At 73.2% G+C, this 17,756-nt stretch carries 15 protein-coding genes; 8 read left to right on the top strand and 7 right to left on the bottom strand.

Going from position 1 to position 17,756, the window contains the following annotated elements:
• Positions 1–12: 12 nt before the first annotated feature.
• The 3 genes from OG206_RS29750 to abc-f all read left to right on the top strand — a co-directional run bounded on the left by OG206_RS29750 (position 13) and on the right by abc-f (position 4,102).
• The gene (locus OG206_RS29750) at positions 13–900 is read left to right on the top strand and encodes a GNAT family N-acetyltransferase (protein WP_327121531.1); all 888 of its coding nucleotides are present in this window, start codon (positions 13–15) and stop codon (positions 898–900) included.
• Between the two features lie 25 nt (positions 901–925).
• Positions 926–2,143: a PP2C family protein-serine/threonine phosphatase gene (locus tag OG206_RS29755; protein WP_327121533.1), complete on the top strand. Its 1,218-nt coding sequence runs from the start codon at positions 926–928 to the stop codon at positions 2,141–2,143.
• 273 nt (positions 2,144–2,416) lie between these two features.
• Positions 2,417–4,102, top strand: coding sequence for a ribosomal protection-like ABC-F family protein (abc-f, locus tag OG206_RS29760; protein WP_327121535.1), 1,686 nt, complete (start codon positions 2,417–2,419; stop codon positions 4,100–4,102).
• Positions 4,103–4,120: 18 nt separating this feature from the next.
• Here the strand turns inward: abc-f and OG206_RS29765 are convergent, their stop codons facing one another.
• Positions 4,121–4,627 (bottom strand): NUDIX domain-containing protein, encoded by a 507-nt coding sequence (locus OG206_RS29765; RefSeq protein ID WP_327121537.1) that lies wholly within the window; start codon positions 4,625–4,627, stop codon positions 4,121–4,123.
• 250 nt (positions 4,628–4,877) lie between these two features.
• Between OG206_RS29765 and OG206_RS29770 the strand changes: the two genes are divergently transcribed.
• Positions 4,878–8,306 (top strand): phosphodiester glycosidase family protein, encoded by a 3,429-nt coding sequence (locus OG206_RS29770; protein ID WP_327122441.1) that lies wholly within the window; start codon positions 4,878–4,880, stop codon positions 8,304–8,306.
• A gap of 116 nt (positions 8,307–8,422) precedes the next feature.
• Here OG206_RS29770 and OG206_RS29775 read toward each other — a convergent pair whose 3' ends face one another.
• From OG206_RS29775 to dhaK, 3 genes are read right to left on the bottom strand one after another with little or no spacing between them, the layout of a single operon-like run.
• Positions 8,423–8,833, bottom strand: a complete 411-nt coding sequence (locus tag OG206_RS29775) for a PTS-dependent dihydroxyacetone kinase phosphotransferase subunit DhaM (RefSeq protein WP_327121539.1) — start codon at positions 8,831–8,833, stop codon at positions 8,423–8,425.
• Positions 8,830–9,447, bottom strand: coding sequence for a dihydroxyacetone kinase subunit DhaL (gene dhaL, locus OG206_RS29780; RefSeq protein WP_327121541.1), 618 nt, complete (start codon positions 9,445–9,447; stop codon positions 8,830–8,832). The genes OG206_RS29775 and dhaL overlap by 4 nt, the downstream gene beginning before the upstream one ends.
• A gap of 39 nt (positions 9,448–9,486) precedes the next feature.
• Positions 9,487–10,479 (bottom strand): dihydroxyacetone kinase subunit DhaK, encoded by a 993-nt coding sequence (dhaK, locus tag OG206_RS29785; protein WP_327121543.1) that lies wholly within the window; start codon positions 10,477–10,479, stop codon positions 9,487–9,489.
• A 291-nt stretch (positions 10,480–10,770) separates the two neighbouring features.
• Here dhaK and OG206_RS29790 point away from each other — a divergent pair, with 291 nt between their 5' ends.
• On the top strand, positions 10,771–11,859 hold the full coding sequence (locus OG206_RS29790; RefSeq protein ID WP_327121545.1) for an NAD-dependent epimerase/dehydratase family protein: 1,089 nt from the start codon (positions 10,771–10,773) through the stop codon (positions 11,857–11,859).
• 19 nt (positions 11,860–11,878) lie between these two features.
• Here OG206_RS29790 and OG206_RS29795 read toward each other — a convergent pair whose 3' ends face one another.
• Positions 11,879–12,991, bottom strand: coding sequence for a sensor histidine kinase (locus OG206_RS29795; RefSeq protein WP_327121547.1), 1,113 nt, complete (start codon positions 12,989–12,991; stop codon positions 11,879–11,881).
• 4 nt (positions 12,992–12,995) lie between these two features.
• Positions 12,996–13,766, bottom strand: coding sequence for a response regulator transcription factor (locus tag OG206_RS29800; RefSeq protein ID WP_327121549.1), 771 nt, complete (start codon positions 13,764–13,766; stop codon positions 12,996–12,998).
• A gap of 123 nt (positions 13,767–13,889) precedes the next feature.
• Here OG206_RS29800 and OG206_RS29805 point away from each other — a divergent pair, with 123 nt between their 5' ends.
• Genes OG206_RS29805 through OG206_RS29815 form a run of 3 tightly spaced genes read left to right on the top strand, consistent with a single transcriptional unit; the run spans position 13,890 to position 16,059 of the window.
• The gene (locus OG206_RS29805) at positions 13,890–14,621 is read left to right on the top strand and encodes a glycosyltransferase family 2 protein (RefSeq protein WP_327121551.1); all 732 of its coding nucleotides are present in this window, start codon (positions 13,890–13,892) and stop codon (positions 14,619–14,621) included.
• Complete coding sequence (locus tag OG206_RS29810; RefSeq protein WP_327121553.1) at positions 14,618–15,277, top strand: TIGR04282 family arsenosugar biosynthesis glycosyltransferase; 660 nt, start codon at positions 14,618–14,620, stop codon at positions 15,275–15,277. Before OG206_RS29805 ends, OG206_RS29810 begins: the two co-directional genes overlap by 4 nt.
• Positions 15,274–16,059, top strand: coding sequence for a class I SAM-dependent methyltransferase (locus OG206_RS29815; protein ID WP_327121555.1), 786 nt, complete (start codon positions 15,274–15,276; stop codon positions 16,057–16,059). Before OG206_RS29810 ends, OG206_RS29815 begins: the two co-directional genes overlap by 4 nt.
• A gap of 310 nt (positions 16,060–16,369) precedes the next feature.
• Here OG206_RS29815 and OG206_RS29820 read toward each other — a convergent pair whose 3' ends face one another.
• The gene (locus tag OG206_RS29820; protein WP_327121557.1) at positions 16,370–17,641 is read right to left on the bottom strand and encodes a molybdopterin-dependent oxidoreductase; all 1,272 of its coding nucleotides are present in this window, start codon (positions 17,639–17,641) and stop codon (positions 16,370–16,372) included.
• Between the last annotated feature and the right edge of the window lie 115 nt (positions 17,642–17,756).

A 17,756-nucleotide genomic window follows, 5' to 3' on the forward strand; every position in this document is an offset into this window, starting at 1 on the left:
AGTGAGAAAGCCATGTCCGAGGCCACACGCCCGCCCACCAGCCCGCCCGCGTCCGCGCGGCCGCCCGCCCCCGGAGATCTGTCCGGGGCCACGCGGACCCCCGTGGACCCGTCGGCGGGCGCGAGCCCCATCGGGGCCACGGGACCCGCGCTCCCGGGGCATCCGCTGGACAATCCGGCCCGCTCCTCGCTGACCGGTCCGCACGCCCGCTTCGCCGAACGGCGTGGCCGCGTCCTGCGTTACCACCCCGACGTCACGCCCTGGCTCGCCCTGCCGGACGACCCGGGGCCCCAGGACTGGTCCGACGTGGCCGCGCTCGCGGGTGCCGGTGCCTCCGTGACCCTCACCGCCTTCCGCGAGCCGCCGCCGGCCGACTGGGAGATCGTCTTCCAGGCCACGGGTGTGCAGATGGTGGACGACTCCGTGGCCGCCGAACCCGATCGCGAGGCGTCGCTCCTCGGCCCCGCGGACGTAGCCGACATGCTCGACCTGGTCGCTCGCACGCGCCCGGGCCCGTTCCTGCCCCGCACCGTGGAACTCGGCACCTACCTCGGCATCCGTCGCGCCGGAGTCCTGGTCGCGATGGCGGGGGAGCGGCTGCACCCGTCCGGCTGGACGGAGATCAGCGCCGTCTGCACCGACGAGTCGGCGCGCGGCCAGGGGCTGGCCGGCCGGCTCGTCCGGGCCGTCGCCCACGGCATCCGCGAGCGCGGCGACACGCCCTTCCTTCACGCGGCCGCCTCGAACACGTCCGCCATCCGCCTGTACGAGAGCCTGGGCTTCACTCTGCGGCGTACGACCTCCTTTCTCTCCGCCCTCGTTCCCTCGGACACCCCCCTGCCCGGCGACGTCAGGACCCCGGAGCGGAGGGCGGGTAACTTGGAACAAGTGGGCCGATAACCGACGAACAGGCGGGAGGCGTGCCGTGGTCAGAGGGCTCCGGCGCCCGTCGGTGGCGCGCACACCACCACTGCCGGGGACCGATCCGGAGGAGAGGGCGGCAGGTGCCTCCCGGATCGGGAACTGGGCGCTCGCCCTGTGGCTCGTCCTCCTGACCACCGCGGTCGTCCTGATCGACGCCTTCACGGGCCAGGAGCTTCCACTCATCCCGCTGCTGGTGGTGCTGCCTGCGCTGGCCTCGGTCTTCTGTTCGGTCCGGCAGACGAGCTTCGTCGCGCTCTGGGTCACGTGCGTGGTCGTGGCGTCCCGCATCACGTCTACCGGCGCCTTCTGGGACGTGGTGTTCCTCATCGGCTTCACAGCCCTCGCCAGCGGTCTGGGAGTCGTCGCGTGCGCCGCGCGCATCCGGCACGCCACCGAGATGGCCCGCCTGCGCTCGGCCACCGTCGCGCTCCAGCGCCAGATCCTGCGCCCTCTCCCGGTCACGACGGTGCAGGTCTGCGTCCATGGGATCTACGAGCCGATCGAGGAGGACCGGTTCGTCGGCGGCGACATCTACGAGGTCGTGCACTCCTCGCACGGAACGCGGGTGATCATCGGTGATGTTCAGGGAAAAGGCCTCCCGGCGATCGGGGCGGGATTCGCCGCTCTCGGCGCCTTCCGGGAGGCCGCCGTCCGGGAGCCGGAGCTCACCGCGGTCGCGGATGCGGTCGAGGACGCCGTCGTGCGGCACAACGCCTACTCCGCCGAAATCGGCGAGACGGAACGCTTCGTCACCGCGCTGCTGCTCGGATTCGACGCGGGCGACAAGGTGCGGGTCGTCAACTGCGGCCACATGCTCCCACGGCTCCTGCGCGACGGGACGGCCTCCGTCGTCACTCTGGACCGGACGTCGGTGCCCCTCGGCATGGCGGAGCTCAGCAGCGAGCAGCGGGCGGCCGAGTGGGTCGCGTTCCCGCCCGGCGCGACCCTGCTGGTCTTCACCGACGGCGTGACGGAGGCGAGGGACGCGACCGGCGCCTTCTACCCGTTCGACGAACGGCTCGCCGAGTGGACCGGCCGCGAGCCCGCCGAACTCCTGGAGGCGCTCCGGACCGACCTGCAGGAGTTCTCCGGCGGTGTGCGCCGCGACGACGTCGCCGTGCTCGTGATGAGCAGGCCACCGGGCGGCGGGGACCCGCCGGGAAGTCGGGGTGGCGGGGCCCGGGTCGGTGACCCGCCCGAGCGGGAGCCCGTGACCTGACCCGCAGAGACGGCAAGCGGCAGGCGGATGGCGGCCGGGCACAAAACCCTTCGCGCGGCCCCGCCCCGCACGGCTACGGTGGACGTCATGGGTACGTACTACTTCTTTCTCTGATTCCCGGCCGTGACGCCGCCGGGTGACGCCGCGTGCTCCGCACGGGGCGCGCCGTCGGCGGCGCTCCTCTCCGCCGTCCGGCACTCCGGTCCCGCGGTGCGTTCCGCCCCCCGGCGGCCCACGCGCGCGCCAGGACACGTCACTTCAGGGAAAGCACCCATGCGTCCACACCCCCGTCATGCCCAACTGGCCGTTCACGACGTCTGCAAGGCGTACGGCGACCGGCGCGTCCTCGACCAGGTGTCCTTCACGATCCGGCCGGGGGAGAAGGCCGGTGTCATCGGCGAGAACGGATCCGGCAAGTCCACGCTGCTGCGGCTCCTCGCCGGAGCGGAGGCTCCGGACGCCGGTGACATCACCGCACTCTTCCCCGGCGGCACCGGCCACCTCGCCCAGACCCTCGCACTCGACCCCCGGCGCACGGTGCAGGACGCCGTGGACGCGGCCCTCGCCGAGCTCCGGACGCTCGAACGGCTGATCGCCGCGGCCGAGAAGGCGATGTCCGACGGCGATCCCGGCGAGACGAGCCTCGCCGCGTACGGCGACCTGCTGTCGCGGTACGAGGAACGCGGCGGCTATCAGGCCGACGCCAGGACCGACGCGGCCCTGCACGGCCTCGGCCTCGGCGCCGTCACGCGGGACCGCGAGCTGGGCACGCTGTCCGGTGGTGAACAGGCCCGGCTCGCCCTCGCCTGCGTCCTCGCGGCGGCGCCCGGACTCCTCCTGCTCGACGAACCGACCAACCACCTCGACGACGCCGCCGTCGGCTGGCTCGAGGAACACCTCCGCGCGCACCCCGGCACCGTCGTGGCCGTCACCCACGACCGGGCGTTCCTGGAGCGGACCACCACCGTGATCCTGGAGGTCGACCGTGATCTGCGCGGCGTCAGGCGGTACGGCGACGGCTGGGACGGCTACCGGACGGCGAAGACCGCCGCCCGCCGCCGCTGGGCCCAGGAACACCAGGAGTGGCTCGCCGAAGTCGCACGCACCGAGGCACTGGTGGGCGTGGCGGGGCAGCGCCTCGCCGGGAGCGGCAAGGATCCAGGGGAGGGTTTCGGCAAGCACCGCAGGTCCCACGAGGCCAAACTGTCGGGACGGGTCAGGGCTGCCAGGACCCGGCTGGAAGCGCTGCGCCGCTTCCCGGTCCCCTCGCCTCCCCGTCCGCTGAGCTTCACCGCGGAGCTCGCCGTCGCCCCGGGCGGCTCCTCTTCCGCGGATCCGGGCACGGACCCGGCGGGCGGCCGGGACCGGGGCCCCGTGGCGGAGCTGGAGTCCGTCGTCGTGACCGGCCGGCTGGACCTGCCCTCACTGCGCTTGATGCGGGGACAGCGGCTTCTGGTCACCGGGCCGAACGGTGCGGGCAAGACCACGCTCCTGCGTGTCCTGGCCGGCGACCTCGCACCCGATGCCGGGACGGTCCGGCGGTGGGGCAGGGTCGGCTACCTCCCGCAGGAACTCCCTCCGCGCCCCACACGCCGTACGCTGCTCGTGACCTTCGCCGCGGGCCGGCCGGGGCTCCCCGACGAGTACGCCGACGAACTGCTGACCCTCGGCCTGTTCCGCCCGGAGGACCTGCACGTCCCCGTAGCCGACCTCTCCGTCGGACAGCAGCGCAGGCTGGCCCTGGCCCGGCTGGTCGTCCGCCCGGCGGATCTCCTGGTCCTGGACGAGCCGACGAACCACCTCGCGCTCGACCTGGCCGAGGAGGTGGAGGCCGCGCTCGAGCGGTACACGGGATCGGTCGTCGTCGTCTCGCACGACCGCAGTTTCCGATGCCGTTTCGCCGGCGACCACCTCGAACTCGGGGCAGGCCGCGTCGTGCCGGGTGCGCACACCCGCTGAGCGCACACGGGGCAGCCCCTACTCCTCCGAGGGCACCCGCCCGTCCCGGACATAGTCGCGCAGACGTTCGATGAAGACCCGTTGTCCCGCGACCAGGCGCTCCGAGGCCTCCTCCGGGGTGCACCAGGCGAACCGGTCCATCTCCGGGAACTCCCGCCGCACACCGGAGCCCTTGGGCCACTCCATGGTGAAGGTCCCTGGCACGGCCCGGGACGGGTCCAGCCAGGCTTCCACGGCCCACACGGACACCGTCTTGCCGCCGGCCTGGAGGTTCTCGCCCAGCGTCACCCACGTCCCGTCCGGGAGCGGCAGTCCCAGCTCCTCCTCGAACTCCCGGCGGGCGGCCGTCCGGAGCTCCTCGCCGGGTTCCGCCTCGCCCTTGGGGACGGACCACGCGCCGGCCTCGCGGCGCGCCCAGAAGGGGCCGCCCATGTGGCCGATGAGCACCTCGGCGTCCCGGCCGCCGTCCTCGCCGTTCACGACCCGGAAGAGCAGGACCCCGGCACTGCGCCTGACTGTCGTCATGGCGTCAGTCTGCCCACGCGGTAGGCCTGCCGAGCATCCGGACACCCCGCTGCCGTGGCATCACTCCTTCGGCGCACCTCGTTCCTCCTGATGTCCCTGTTGCCCTCTGGTGCGGGCCGACGTGTCCGGCCATGCTGGCGGCCGACAGCGCTTTCTGCGCGCAATCCGTTCCGTATCAGGAGGATTTGTGGGCCTTGCCACACTCCGCGGTGCCCTGCGGCCACTCGTGCTGCTGGCGACCGTGTCGGCGATGGCGGCGGGAGCCGTCGCACCCGCGGCCGCCGACTCCGGTCCCGACCCCCGCCCGCACACCGCAGCCGAGATCCTCAGACCCGTATCGCCACCGCCCGCCAGCGGTCCGCCCGGCGAGGCGGCATCCGTCGTCGACGGCGACGGAATCGAGACGGCCCGCGCATCCCGGCCCATCGCCCCCGGCGTCCGGCTGGACTCGTACGACCGCCTGGAGTCCGACAAGTGGCTGAGGGTCGACGCCCTCTCGGTGGACCTGGACGGCGACGACGTGCGGGCCGACTACCTCTCCACCGGCAGGGTCGCGGACCGGAGTACGGTCTCCGAGCTCGCCGCCGGGCACGATCCGGGGCGCGGGCGCCGTACCGTGGCGGCGGTCAACGCCGACTTCTTCGACATCAACCAGACGGGGGCACCACAGGGCCCGGGGATCAAGGACGGCCTGACGGTCCATTCCCCGGCCCCGGGCATCAACCGGGCGGTGGGCATCGGGCCGGGGAACGCCGGCCGCGTCCTGGAGCTGTACTTCGAGGGCACGCTCACCCTGCCGTCGGGCCCGCACCCGTTCGCCGCCTACAACGCGGCGAACGTACCGGCCCAGGGAGTGGGCGCCTACACCTCGGCCTGGGGCACCGCCGACCGGGCCCTGACCGTCGACGACGCGCGGCCGGTGACCGAAGTCGCCGTACGCGACGGCAAGGTCGCCTCCGTGTCCGGCACGCCCGGGGCGGAGCCCGTGCCCGAGGACACCGTCGTGCTCGTCGGCCGCGAGGCCGGGGCCGGGCTGCTCTCGGCCCTGGCACCGGGTGATCCGGTGAGCATCGAGTACCGCGCCCGGACCGACAGCGGCGTGGTCCCGCGCACGGCGGTGGGCGGCCGGGAACTGCTCGTCGCCGACGGGGTCGCGCAGAACCACGACGGTGAGGGGAACAACACCGCCGCGCCCCGGACGGCCGTGGGCTTCTCCAAGGACGGCCGGACCATGCAGGTCCTCACCGTCGACGGCCGTCAGACCGACAGCGGCGGTGTCACGCTCACCGAACTCGGCGCGATGATGCGGCGCGCCGGCTCCTACAGCGCGCTGAACCTCGACGGCGGCGGCTCCTCCACACTCGTCGCCCGTGAGCCGGGCAGCGACGCACTCCAGGTGGAGAACAGCCCGTCCGACGGCAGCGAGCGCACCGTCCCCAACGGCCTCGCGCTGACGGCCCCCGACGGCAGCGGCAGACTGCGCGGTTTCTGGCTGGAGACCCGCACCCCGGCCGGCGTCGCCCCCGGGGACGACCCGGTGGCCGGAGGGCACCCCGAGCGGGTCTTCCCCGGTCTGACGAGGCGGCTCACCGCCGCCGGCTACGACGAGACGTACGGCCCGGCGGCCGGCACCCCCCACTGGCGCGCCGCGAACCCGTCCGTCGGCAGCATCGACGGGGAGGGCACCTTCACCGCCCGCCGCAGCGGAACCACCGAGGTACGGGCCGAACGGGCGGGCGTCCACGGTGAGACGAGGCTCACGGTCCTCGACCGTCTGACCCGCGTCATGCCGACCACGACACGGGTCGGGCTCGCGGGCGCGCAGGCCACGGGCCGCTTCGGCATCGTCGGACTCGACGCCCACGGCGCGAGCGCCCCCGTCGAGCCGGCCGACATCACCCTCGACTACGACCACGCGCTGTTCGAGATCGCCGACGACGGACGCGGATCCTTCACCGTGAGGTCGCGCACCGGAGCGGGAGCGGGACTGATCAAGGCAGCCGTGGGCGGCGCGGACACCACCCTCGCGGTGAGCGTCGGCCTCACCGAGCAGGCCGTGTCGTCCTTCGACGACGCCGGGACCTGGAAGTTCAGCCAGGCACGCGCGGACGGCGCGCTCGCCGCCACACCCGAGGGGCACACGGGTACGGGCCTCCGCCTCACCTACGACTTCACCCGGTCGACGGCGACACGCGCGGCCTACGCGGCGCCGCCGCAGCCCGTTCCCGTGCCGGGACAGTCCCAGTCGTACACGCTCTGGATCAAGGGGGACGGGAACGGTGCCTGGCCCACGCTGCACCTGAAGGACGCAACGGGTTCGGACCAGTTGCTCCGGGGGCCGTACATCACCTGGACCGGCTGGCGGCAGGTCACCTTCGCCGTGCCGCCGGGGGTGGCGACGCCGCTGTCGGTGTACCGCTTCTACCTCGCCGAGACCGCCGCCGCACGGCAGTACACGGGTGAGATCGTGATCGACGACCTGTCAGCCCAGGTGCCGCCGACGGTCGACATTCCCGAACAGCGCGCGCCCGCAGACCCGTTGATCGACACGGCCGCTGTGACCGAACGCCGGGACTGGCGCTTCGCGGTGATGTCCGACGCCCAGTTCGTCGCGCGGGACCCCGACAGTGCGATCGTCCGGCAGGCCCGGCGCACCCTCCGGGAGATCAGGGCGGCCCGGCCGGACTTCCTGGTGGTCAACGGGGACCTCGTCGACGAGGGGTCACCCGCCGACCTCGACTTCGCGCAGCAGGTGCTCCAGGAGGAACTCGGCGACGCGCTGCCCTGGTACTACGTGCCCGGCAACCACGAGGTGATGGGCGGCACGATCGACGACTTCACCGACCGGTTCGGCCCGGCGCAGCGGACTTTCGACCACGAGGGGACCCGGGTCATCACCCTCGACACCTCCAGCCTCGGCCTGCGTGGTGGTGGCATCGCCCAGATCAAGGAGTTCAGGGCCCAGCTCGACGCGGCGGCGAAAGACCGCTCCGTCGGGTCCGTGATGCTGATCGAGCACGTGCCGCCGCGTGATCCCACCGCGCAGCAGGGGAGCCGGCTCGGGGACCGCAAGGAGGCTGCCCTGATCGAACAGTGGCTCGCCGACTTCCGGCGTACGACCGGCAAGGGCGCGGCGATGATCGGGAGCCACGTCGGGGTGTTCCACGCCTCCCACGTCGACGGGGTTCCGTACCTGGTCAACGGCAACTCGGGGAAGACCCCGGCCGGACCGGCGGACGCGGGCGGCTTCACGGGGTGGTCCCTGATCGGAGCCGACCACGTCCCGCGGGGCGAACAGACCCGGGCGCGTGAGCAGCCGTGGCGCGGCGGGCCGGACTGGGTGTCCGTGCAGACACGCGCCCACGTCGACGCGTTGTCCCTCGACGCACCAGCGGAGCTCGTGGCGGGGGAGCGTGCCCAGGTCACCGCGAGCGTCACCCAGGGAGCGGGCCGTGTGCCGGCCGCCTTCCCCCTCAGCGCCGACTGGACCGGGTCGCCGGACGTCCACATCGGTGATACCGGGACCGCCGGACGGCGTCACATCGCGGCGCTGGACCCGGAGACGGGCACGCTCACCGCGCTCCGGCCCGGTTCGGTCACGCTCGCCGTGACCGTCAACGGCACCACCCGGGAGGTGCGGGTCACCATCGCGGCCGGGGCGGTGGCGCCCGCCGCCTGACACAACGCAACATCGGACACCACCGCGAGGCATGCAGAAGGCCCTGTTCCGGCCGCCCCTTCCTACGGGGACGGCCGGAACAGGGCCTCAGGATCCACTCCGCCGGCTCCCGGCGCTCACGTCTTCCGGTAGCCGTAGGCGTCCGACGCCGCAGCCTCCACGGCGTCCAGGTCGCCCCCCGCGGAGGCCGTCACCAGTGCGGCCACCGCGCCCTCGACGAACGGCGCGTCCACCAGCCGTGCTCCTGGGGGCAGTTCATCGCCCTCGGCCAGCATCGACTTCACGGTCAGCACCGCGCTCCCGAGGTCCACCAGGAGCGCCACACCGGCTCCCCGGTCCACTCTCCGGGCCGCCTCGGCGATCAGCTCCGGACTCGTGCCGAGCCCTCCGGCGGACGTCCCGCCCGCCGCCGCCACCGGGGCCGTCGCGCCGCCGGCCGCCAGCCCCCCGGCCAGCTCGGCCACGGCCTCCGCCACCGGCCCGCTGTGCGAGACCAGCACGATCCCGACCTGCTTCTCCCCGGTCACGCGCCGCCCCCGTCGCCGTGAGCCGCAGCGTCCACGAGCGCCCCGACCAGGAGTGCGGCCGACGTCGCCCCCGGATCCTGGTGCCCGATGCTGCGCTCGCCCAGATAGCTGGCCCTGCCCTTGCGCGCCTGCAGGGGGACCGTCGCCGACGCGCCGGCCACGGCCGCCCCGTGAGCCTCCTCGAACGAGTCGGCCAGGACCTCGACGGCGGGGAGCAGCGCGTCGAGCATCGTCTTGTCACCGGCCTGCGCCCCACCGAGCTGCGCCACCGCCGCGACCCCCGCGCCGAAAGCCTCGGCCAGTTCGGCGGGCGACACCTCCTGGGCGTCGCCCAACGCCTTCCCTGTGCGGCGCAGCAAGGTCCCGTACAGCGGTCCGGACGCCCCGCCGACCGTCGAGATCAGCTGCCTTCCCGCCAGCCCGAGCACGGCACCGGGCGTCGCGGGTGGCTCGTTCTCCAGTGCCTCGCGCACCGCGGTGAACCCGCGCCGCATGTTGCTGCCGTGATCGGCGTCCCCGATCGCGGCGTCGAGCTCGGTCAGCCGGTCCGCCTCGCGGTCCACGGCTGCCGCGGTGGCCGTCATCCAGCGACGGAAGAAGTCGGTGTCGAGCACAAGATCTCCTGTTCCTCACACGGACCGACGGAGGTTTGTTCACCGGCCCCAACGGAGCGCGGGCGTCTGTACCGGCGCGTCCCAGAGTCGTACCAGCTCCTCGTCCGCCTGACAGACGGTCACCGAACAGCCCGCCATGTCGAGCGACGTCACATAGTTCCCCACCAGGGTACGAGCCACCGTCACACCCCGCTCGGACAGCACCCGCTGCACTTCGGCATTGAACCCGTACAGCTCCAGCAACGGCGTCGAGCCGAGGCCGTTGACCAGGACGAGCACAGGACCGCTCGGCCGCAGGTCCTCCAGCACCGCGTCGACCGAGAAGTCGGCGATCTCACGGGAGGTCATCATCGCGCGCCGCTCCCGTCCGGGCTCGCCGTGGATGCCGATGCCCAACTCCAGTTCCCCCGGGGGGAGATCGAAGGTAGGGGTGCCCTTCGCCGGTGTGGTGACCGAGCTGAGAGCGACCCCGAAACTCCGCGAGGACTCGTTCACCCGGCGGGCCACCGCCTCCACCTGCTCCAGCGGTGCGCCCTCGTCGGCGAGCGCACCGGCGATCTTCTCCACGAAGAGCGTCGCCCCGGTGCCCCGGCGGCCCGCGGTGAAGGTGCTGTCGGCCACCGCGACGTCGTCGTCGACGAGCACCCGGGCGACCCGCACACCCTCGTCCTCGGCGAGTTCGGCCGCCATGTCGAAGTTCAGTACGTCACCGGTGTAGTTCTTCACGACGAACAGCACACCCGCACCGCTGTCGACCGCCACCGCGGCCCGCACCATCTGGTCGGGCACGGGAGACGTGAACACCTCTCCCGGGCATGCCGCGGAGAGCATTCCGGGCCCGACGAATCCCGCGTGCAGCGGCTCGTGTCCGGAGCCGCCGCCGGAGACGAGCCCCACCTTGCCTGCCACGGGCGCGTCGCGCCGGACGACGAGACGCTTCTCGGCGTCCACGAGCAGCTCCGGGTGAGCGGCGGCCATACCGCGAAGGCCGTCCGCGACGACTGTCTCCGGCACGTTGATGAGCATGCGCAACGGTTCCTCCTGGAGAGAGCGACGGCAGACCGCAGGTGCCGGCCGTCGGCGTGAATCCGATCCTCTTGTCTCAGGTGCGTACGGCCCCCAGTATCGAAGAGACCCGTGTGATCGGGAAGCGACGCGTCGGAGGGACACACATCCGAGCCGTCGGAGGGACGCGTACACGCCCGTCTGCGCGCGGACCACCCGCAGAAGGGCGTCCGGCACGAGCCCCTGAGGTTCTTACGGTCCCGTGACGCGGGCGTGCCGCGCGGCCTCTCCGGTCCGCGGGCGGCCTAGCGTGGCGGCATGCGCGTACTGGTCACCGGCGGAGCCGGTTTCATCGGGTCGTACATCGTCCGGACCCTCGCCTCCGGCGGGCACGAGCCGGTGGTCCTCGACGCCCTGCTCCCCTCGGCGCACGGACCCGCCGGGCCCGGCGGGTCCGCGACGGCCCAACTGCCTCCGGGCGTCCGGACGATCGTCGCGGACGTACGGGACAGGGAGGCCGTGGCCGGTGCTCTGTCCGGCATCGACGCCGTGTGCCATCAGGCCGCCATGGTGGGTCTCGGCAAGGACTTCGCCGACGCACCGGAGTACGTCGGCTGCAACGACCTGGGCACCGCGGTCCTGCTCGCCGGAATGGCGGCGGCCGGGGTCCGGGACCTGGTGATCGCAGGGTCCATGGTGGTCTACGGCGAGGGACGGTACGACTGCCCCCGGCACGGCACGGTCAGGCCGGGCCCCAGGGCGGTGGACGACCTCGAAGCCGGGCGATTCGAGCCGCACTGCCCCTCCTGCGGCTCGGAACTGGTGCCCGGCCTGGTCACGGAGGAAGCCCTCGCCGACCCCCGTAACGTGTACGCGGCCACCAAGCTCGCACAGGAACACCTCGCCGCCGCGTGGACCCGCGCGACGGGCGGCCGGGCGGTGGCGCTGCGCTACCACAATGTGTACGGCCCGGGGATGCCGCGCGACACCCCGTACGCCGGTGTCGCGTCCTTCTTCCGGTCGGCCCTGGCCAGGGGAGAGGCACCCCGGGTGTTCGAGGACGGCGGCCAGCGGCGCGACTTCGTCCACGTCCGGGACGTGGCGGCGGCCAACGCCGTGGCTCTCGCGGCACTGGCCGAGCGGGCGCCGGGCACCTTCGACGCCTACAACACGGGAAGCGGCACCCCGCACACCATCGGAGAGATGGCCCGGGCCCTGTCGGCGGCCCACGGCGGGCCGGATCCCGTCGTCACCGGTGAGTACCGGCTCGGGGACGTCCGCCACGTGACCGCCGATTCCCGGCGCCTGCGCGAGGAACTCGGCTGGAAGCCGGAGACGGACTTCGCCGCGGGGATGCGGGAGTTCGCCACGGCACCCCTGCGGGCTGCCACGGGATCGCGGGCGTAGCTCCCGGCGTCCGCCCGCCTCAGACCGGGGCGGCGGGCAGGGTGACCTCGAAACAGCAGCCACCCGCCACATTCCTGACGCCGGCCCGGCCGGAGTGCGCCTCGACGATCCCGCGGACGATCGCGAGCCCGAGGCCCGCCCCCGACGGCGGGGTGCGGGCCTGGCTGCCCCTCCACCCCGTGTCGAACACCCTCGCGAGGTCCTCCTCGGGGATCCCGCCGCACCCGTCGGTCACCGAGAGCACGAGACCGTCGGGCGAGCGCTGCGCGGCCACCGCCACCGTCCCGTCGGCCGGGGTGAGCCGGATCGCGTTGATCAGCAGATTGCCCATGACCCGGCTCATCTCCTTGCTGTCGACCTCCACGGGCACCGCGTCGACCCGGTCGCCGACGAGGCGGACCCCGTGTTCGCGGGCCAGCGGGCGGGCACCGGCGAGGGCGTCGCCGACCAGGTCGTGGGCGGAGACCCGGGTGGGCGCCAGTGTGAGCGATCCGGCGTGGATGCGGGAGAGTTCGAAGAGATCACCGACCATGTCGTTCATGCGCTCCACCTCACGGCGTATCTGCCGCAGGTAGCGGTCCGAGTCCGGCGCCATGCCGTCCTCCAGGGCCTCGGACATGGCGCGCAGCCCGGTCAGCGGGGTCCGCAGGTCGTGCGAGATCCAGGCGACGAGCTCCCGGCGCGATCTCTCCAGGGCGCGCTCACGCTCCCGGGAGCTTTCGAGCTTCGCGCTGGTGGCCGCCAGTTCACGCGTGAGCGCGGCGAGTTCCGCCGTCGCCTGCCCCCGCGGTGCCGCGAACGTGCCCCCGTCGCCGAACGAGCGGGCCGCCAGCGTCAGGTCATGGCTGCTCGCGGCCACCCAGCGGCCCAGCAGCACCGCGGTCGCGAGCGACACCGCGGCGGCCATGGCCACGACGGTCGTCACCACCGTCAGGTCGTGCGGAGACAGGAACATCGCCCAGGCCACGGCCAGGGTCCCCGCCAGCATCGCCGTCACCGCCACGGCGGCGACGACGCTCAGGGAGACCACCAGGGGCCGGTTCCGGAGCAGCCGCAGGACCAGTGCGCCGAGCAGCCCGGCCACGGCGGCGCCGAGGAACGCGAGGAGGGCGATGAGGAGGATGTCCGCCATGCGCTCAGTCCTCTGAGGTGTCGTCGGCGGGCAGGTCCAAGCGGTATCCCACGCCCCACACCGTGTGAATCAGACAGGGGCGCGCCGGGTCCGTCTCGACCTTTCCGCGCAGTCGCCGCACATGGACGGTCACCGTCGACAGATCGCCGAAGTCCCAGCCCCAGACCTCCCGCATCAGCTCCTCGCGGGTGAAGGCCTGCCCCGGGTGGCTCAGGAAGAAGGCGAGCAGGTCGAACTCGCGGAGCGTGAGGCAGAGATCCCTGCCGTCGCGGGTCGCGCGACGGGCCAGAGGCTCCAGGCCGATCCCGGCGCCGCCGAGCCGGGCGGGGGCACCGGGGCCGGGGCGCCGGCCCCGGCGCAGGACCGCCTCCACCCGCAGCACGAGTTCGCGTGGACTGAAGGGCTTGGTCACGTAGTCGTCGGCACCGGTCTCCAGCCCCAGGATCCGGTCGTCCTCGTCCCCCCTCGCGGTGAGCATGATGACGGGCACGGGCCCCCGCGCACGCATCCGCCGGCACACCTCGAAGCCGTCCATGCCGGGCAGCATCAGGTCGAGCACCACCAGATCGGGCCGCCGCACACCGAAACTGTCCAGCGCCGATGGCCCGTCGTCGGCCCGTCCGACGTCGTAGCCCGCACGTTCCAGGTAGCCGGCGGCAACCTCCGCGACGGTCGGATCGTCGTCGACGACGAGCACACGGCCGCGCGACACGCCGTCCTCACCGCCGTTCGGTGACACGCCGCCGGAGTCCGGCGGGGAAGCGATGTTCTGCATGGCGCCACTGTGGCATCAGCGGCCGTCCGGGTGGAGGGCCTCCCCCCGCCACACGGTCGACGTCCACGTTTCGTAAGATCCCGAAGCCCGGAATGCCGGTTTTGGCTCCGTAGGGTGATCGGCGTGACCGATTACTCGCCGGCTGATCCCGCCGCCCCCCTCCGCGCCGACATCGTCCTGCCCTGCCTCGACGAGGCCGCGGCCCTGCCCCGGGTACTGGCCCGTGTCCCCGAAGGATGGCGGGCCATCGTCGTCGACAACGGGTCCACCGACGGGTCTGCGGACATCGCCCGCTCGCTCGGTGCGACCGTGGTGCACGAACCGCGCCGCGGATTCGGCTCCGCCTGTCACGCGGGACTGCTCGCCGCCGAGGCCGAGTACGTCTGCTTCTGCGACTGCGACGGCTCGCTCGACCCGGCACTCCTCCCCTCTTTCGTCCGGCGGATCGCCGAGGGCGAGACCGACCTGGTCCTCGGCCGGCGCCGCCCCACGGCCCGCGGCGCGTGGCCCCTGCACGCGAGGGCGGGCAACGTCGCCCTCTCCGGGATGCTCCGCCGCCGTACCGGTCTGAGACTGCACGACCTCGGGCCGATGCGGGCCGTACGCAGGGAGGCGCTGCTGGCGCTCGGTCTGACGGACCGTCGCAGCGGCTATCCGCTCCAGATGGTGGTGCGCGCGTCGGACGCCGGACTGCGCGTCGCCGAGACGGACGTGCCGTATCTGCCCCGCACCGGCAAGTCCAAGGTCACCGGCACCTGGCGGGGTACCTGGCACGCGGTCCGGGACATGCGTGCGGTGCTGCGGCAGCCCGCGACTCGGACCTCGCCTGCTGTCCCCGCGGAGGCGACCCGATGAGCACACCGACGCCGGGCGGCGGAGTGACGACACTGCTGGTCATCGCCAAGGAACCGCTCCCCGGGAAGGTCAAGACCCGGCTCACGCCGCCCTTCAGCGCCGAGGAGGCCGCTGAACTCGCCGCCGCGGCACTCGAGGACACCCTGCGGACCGTGCTCACCCTGCCCGTGCGGCGGCGGGTCCTGGTCCTCGAAGGCCGCCCCGGACCGTGGACGCCACCGGGCTTCGACGTACTGCCGCAGTGCGCGGGCACCCTCGACGAACGCATCGCGGCGGCCTTCGCCACGTGTACGGGACCTGCGCTCCTGATCGGCATGGACACCCCGCAGATCACCCCCGCCCTGCTGGCCCCCGCGCTCTCCCCGGCCGGATGGGACGGCTGCGACGCCTGGTTCGGTCCGGCCGAGGACGGCGGCTTCTGGGCCCTCGGCCTCGCGGCCCCCGACCCCTGCCTCGTGCGGGGCGTTCCGATGTCCCGCCCCGACACGGGCGGACTCCAGCGTGCCCGTCTGACGGGCCTCGGCCTCGCCGTGCGGGACCTGCCGCCGCTGCGCGACGTGGACACGGCCGAGGACGCGGCCCTCGTCGCCGCCGCCGCGCCGCACGGACGCTTCGCCGAGGCTCACGGGCGACTGAGCCGGGCGGCGGTCCGATGAGTACGGTCCTGCCGCCGGCGGGCCCGGGCTCCGCCCCGTGGGCGACCGCCGATCCGTACGCGCGAGCACTGAGCCAGGGACGCGGCCCTCTCTTCCTCCGGCGCAAGGACGGATGGCTGCTGCCCCTCGACGTCGAACGCTGGTGCGCGGAAGCCGACGCCGCCGACCTGTCGGCACTGTGCCGCAGCGAGGGCACGGTCATCGACATCGGCTGCGGCCCCGGCCGGCTGGTCGCCGCTCTGGCCGCGCGTGGGCACCGGGCCCTGGGCATCGACGTGAGCGAGGCCGCCATCGGACGCACCCAGCGGCTCGGCGGCTCGGCGCTCCGCCGCAGCGTGTTCGAGCCGCTGCCCGGCGAGGGACGCTGGGGGACGGCCCTGCTCATCGACGGCAACATCGGGATCGGCGGTGACCCCGGGGCGCTGCTCCGCCGGGTCGCCGCAGTGCTGGCCCCCGGCGGACTGCTCATCACGGAGGCGGCGCCCCACGACGTGGACGAGCGGGTCCAGGTCCGGCTCGACGACGGCCGCGTGCAGGCGGGAGCCGGCCCCCACTTCCCCTGGGCCCGCGTCGGCGTGTCCGCCCTCCTCGGCTACGCCCGGTCCCAGGACTGGACGCCCGTCGATCAGTGGGAGGCCGACGGCCGCCCGTTCCTCGCCCTGCGCCGCTCCCGCACGGTCCGCAGCGCCAGCCAGAGCGCGGACACCGCGAACAGGGCGGCGGTGATCAGCAGCCAGTTCCCCAGGAACCTGTCGGGGGACAGCCCGCTCGCCGGTTCGTAGCGCTCGGCGTGACGCGTGATCAGGGGGAACCACGTCAACAGGAGGAGCCCGGACAGGAGCAGCGGGACGCGTACGAAGTTCACCAGTCGCGGACGCCGCGCGAAGGGGACCCGCAGGGCACGGTCCGCCGCCGAGTACAGCGGCACCAGCACCAGGTCGTGGACGAACGCGGCGCCCACGAACCACACCAGGATCATGACGGTGTCCCCGTCGAGCAGTCGCACCCCCGCGTATCCCGCGAGGGCGAGCGACGCGGCCATCAGCAACAGGTGCAGTGGTCCCTCCCCGTACCAGCGGCGCAGAACGCTCATCACAGCTCTCCGAAGGTCAGGCGGTTCACCCATTTGGTGTTCATCACGCCGGGGGCGGCCGGCACGATGACGCGTGCCGGGTAGCCGTGATCCGGTGACAACGCCTCACCGTTGACTCCCAGTGCGAGCAGGGACAGCGGATCGCGCACCTGGTTCCCCCTGAGCGCCACCGTCCGGAACGGCCCGCTGCGCTGGAGGGATTCGACCAGCACCCCGGGCGGTTCACCCGGGAATCCGGCGAGCGCGGCGAGGTCGCGCAGCCGGACTCCGCGCCACCACTGGTCGGACGTCGACCAGCCCTCCACACACGCGATGGGCAGGGCCGCGCTGTGCTGGCCCAGAGCCAGCAGCTCCGTCCGCGACAGCCGGATCTCCCCGGCCGGTCCGACGACGGTGAGCCGCCAGCGTTCCCCCGTGTCGGCCGGAGTGATGCCCACCTTCGCCGCGGTCTTGTTGATCTGGAACCCGTTGGGACCCGGACGCGGTTCGGCGCTGCCGCGCGGGGTCAGCAGGGCGGTGCGCCGCAGGCCGCCGTCGAAGCTCCGGCCGGCCGACGTGACCAGCAGGAGAAGCGACCCCGCCCCCACGGTGGCGAGGGCGCCACGCCGGGAGACGGTCGGCACGGTCGGACGCGGCGAGGCCAGTTCGTCCTTCTCCCCGGCGGGGAGTCCGGCACGCAGTACCCGCAGCGCCCGGGGAAGTTTCAGGCAGGTGTGCGCGAGGAACGCGGCGATGAAGACCCACGCCCCGTAGAAGTGCAGCGGATAGAAGGATCCGGGGAACAGGTACTCCAACTGGATGTTCAGCAGTCCCGTGACGAATTCGAAGAGCGCCCCGCCCACCAGCAGCAGCAGCGACAGACGCTCCAGGGCGTGTCCGGCGGACCTGGCGGGCGGCAGTGCGAAGAGCCTCGGCACCACCGACCACAGCTTCGCCAGCAGGACCGGCACGAGGACGATGCCCAGGGTGACGTGGACCCCCTGTGTCAGCCGGTACAGCCAGTGGGGTCCGGTGGGCCAGTCGAACAGGTAGAAGCCGAGCCACCCCTTGTCCGGTGTCTTGTCGTTCACGGCGGCGAGGTCCGGGTTGTACGCCGCGTACGACAGGAGGCCGGTCACGAACATCAGGGTGATCCCCGCGAGGAGCACCAGACCGAGCACGGCCGTGAACCGGGCGCCGCGCACCGGACTGCGCCAGAACGCGGGCTCGGTCGGAAGCGGGAAGCCGGGGGAGGGGAGGTGTGCACGGGCCTGCCGGTGTCTGTCGCGCATGGTGCCGACGTTATGCCGGGGCAGCGCACCGGGGGGCTTACGACTCCTGACGAAAGTCTGACGTCCGCCCGTGTCCCTCCGCGGATCTGACGGATCTGTGACGCGGCGGCGTCGC

This window comes from Streptomyces sp. NBC_01341, assembly GCF_035946055.1.
GTDB lineage: Bacteria > Actinomycetota > Actinomycetes > Streptomycetales > Streptomycetaceae > Streptomyces.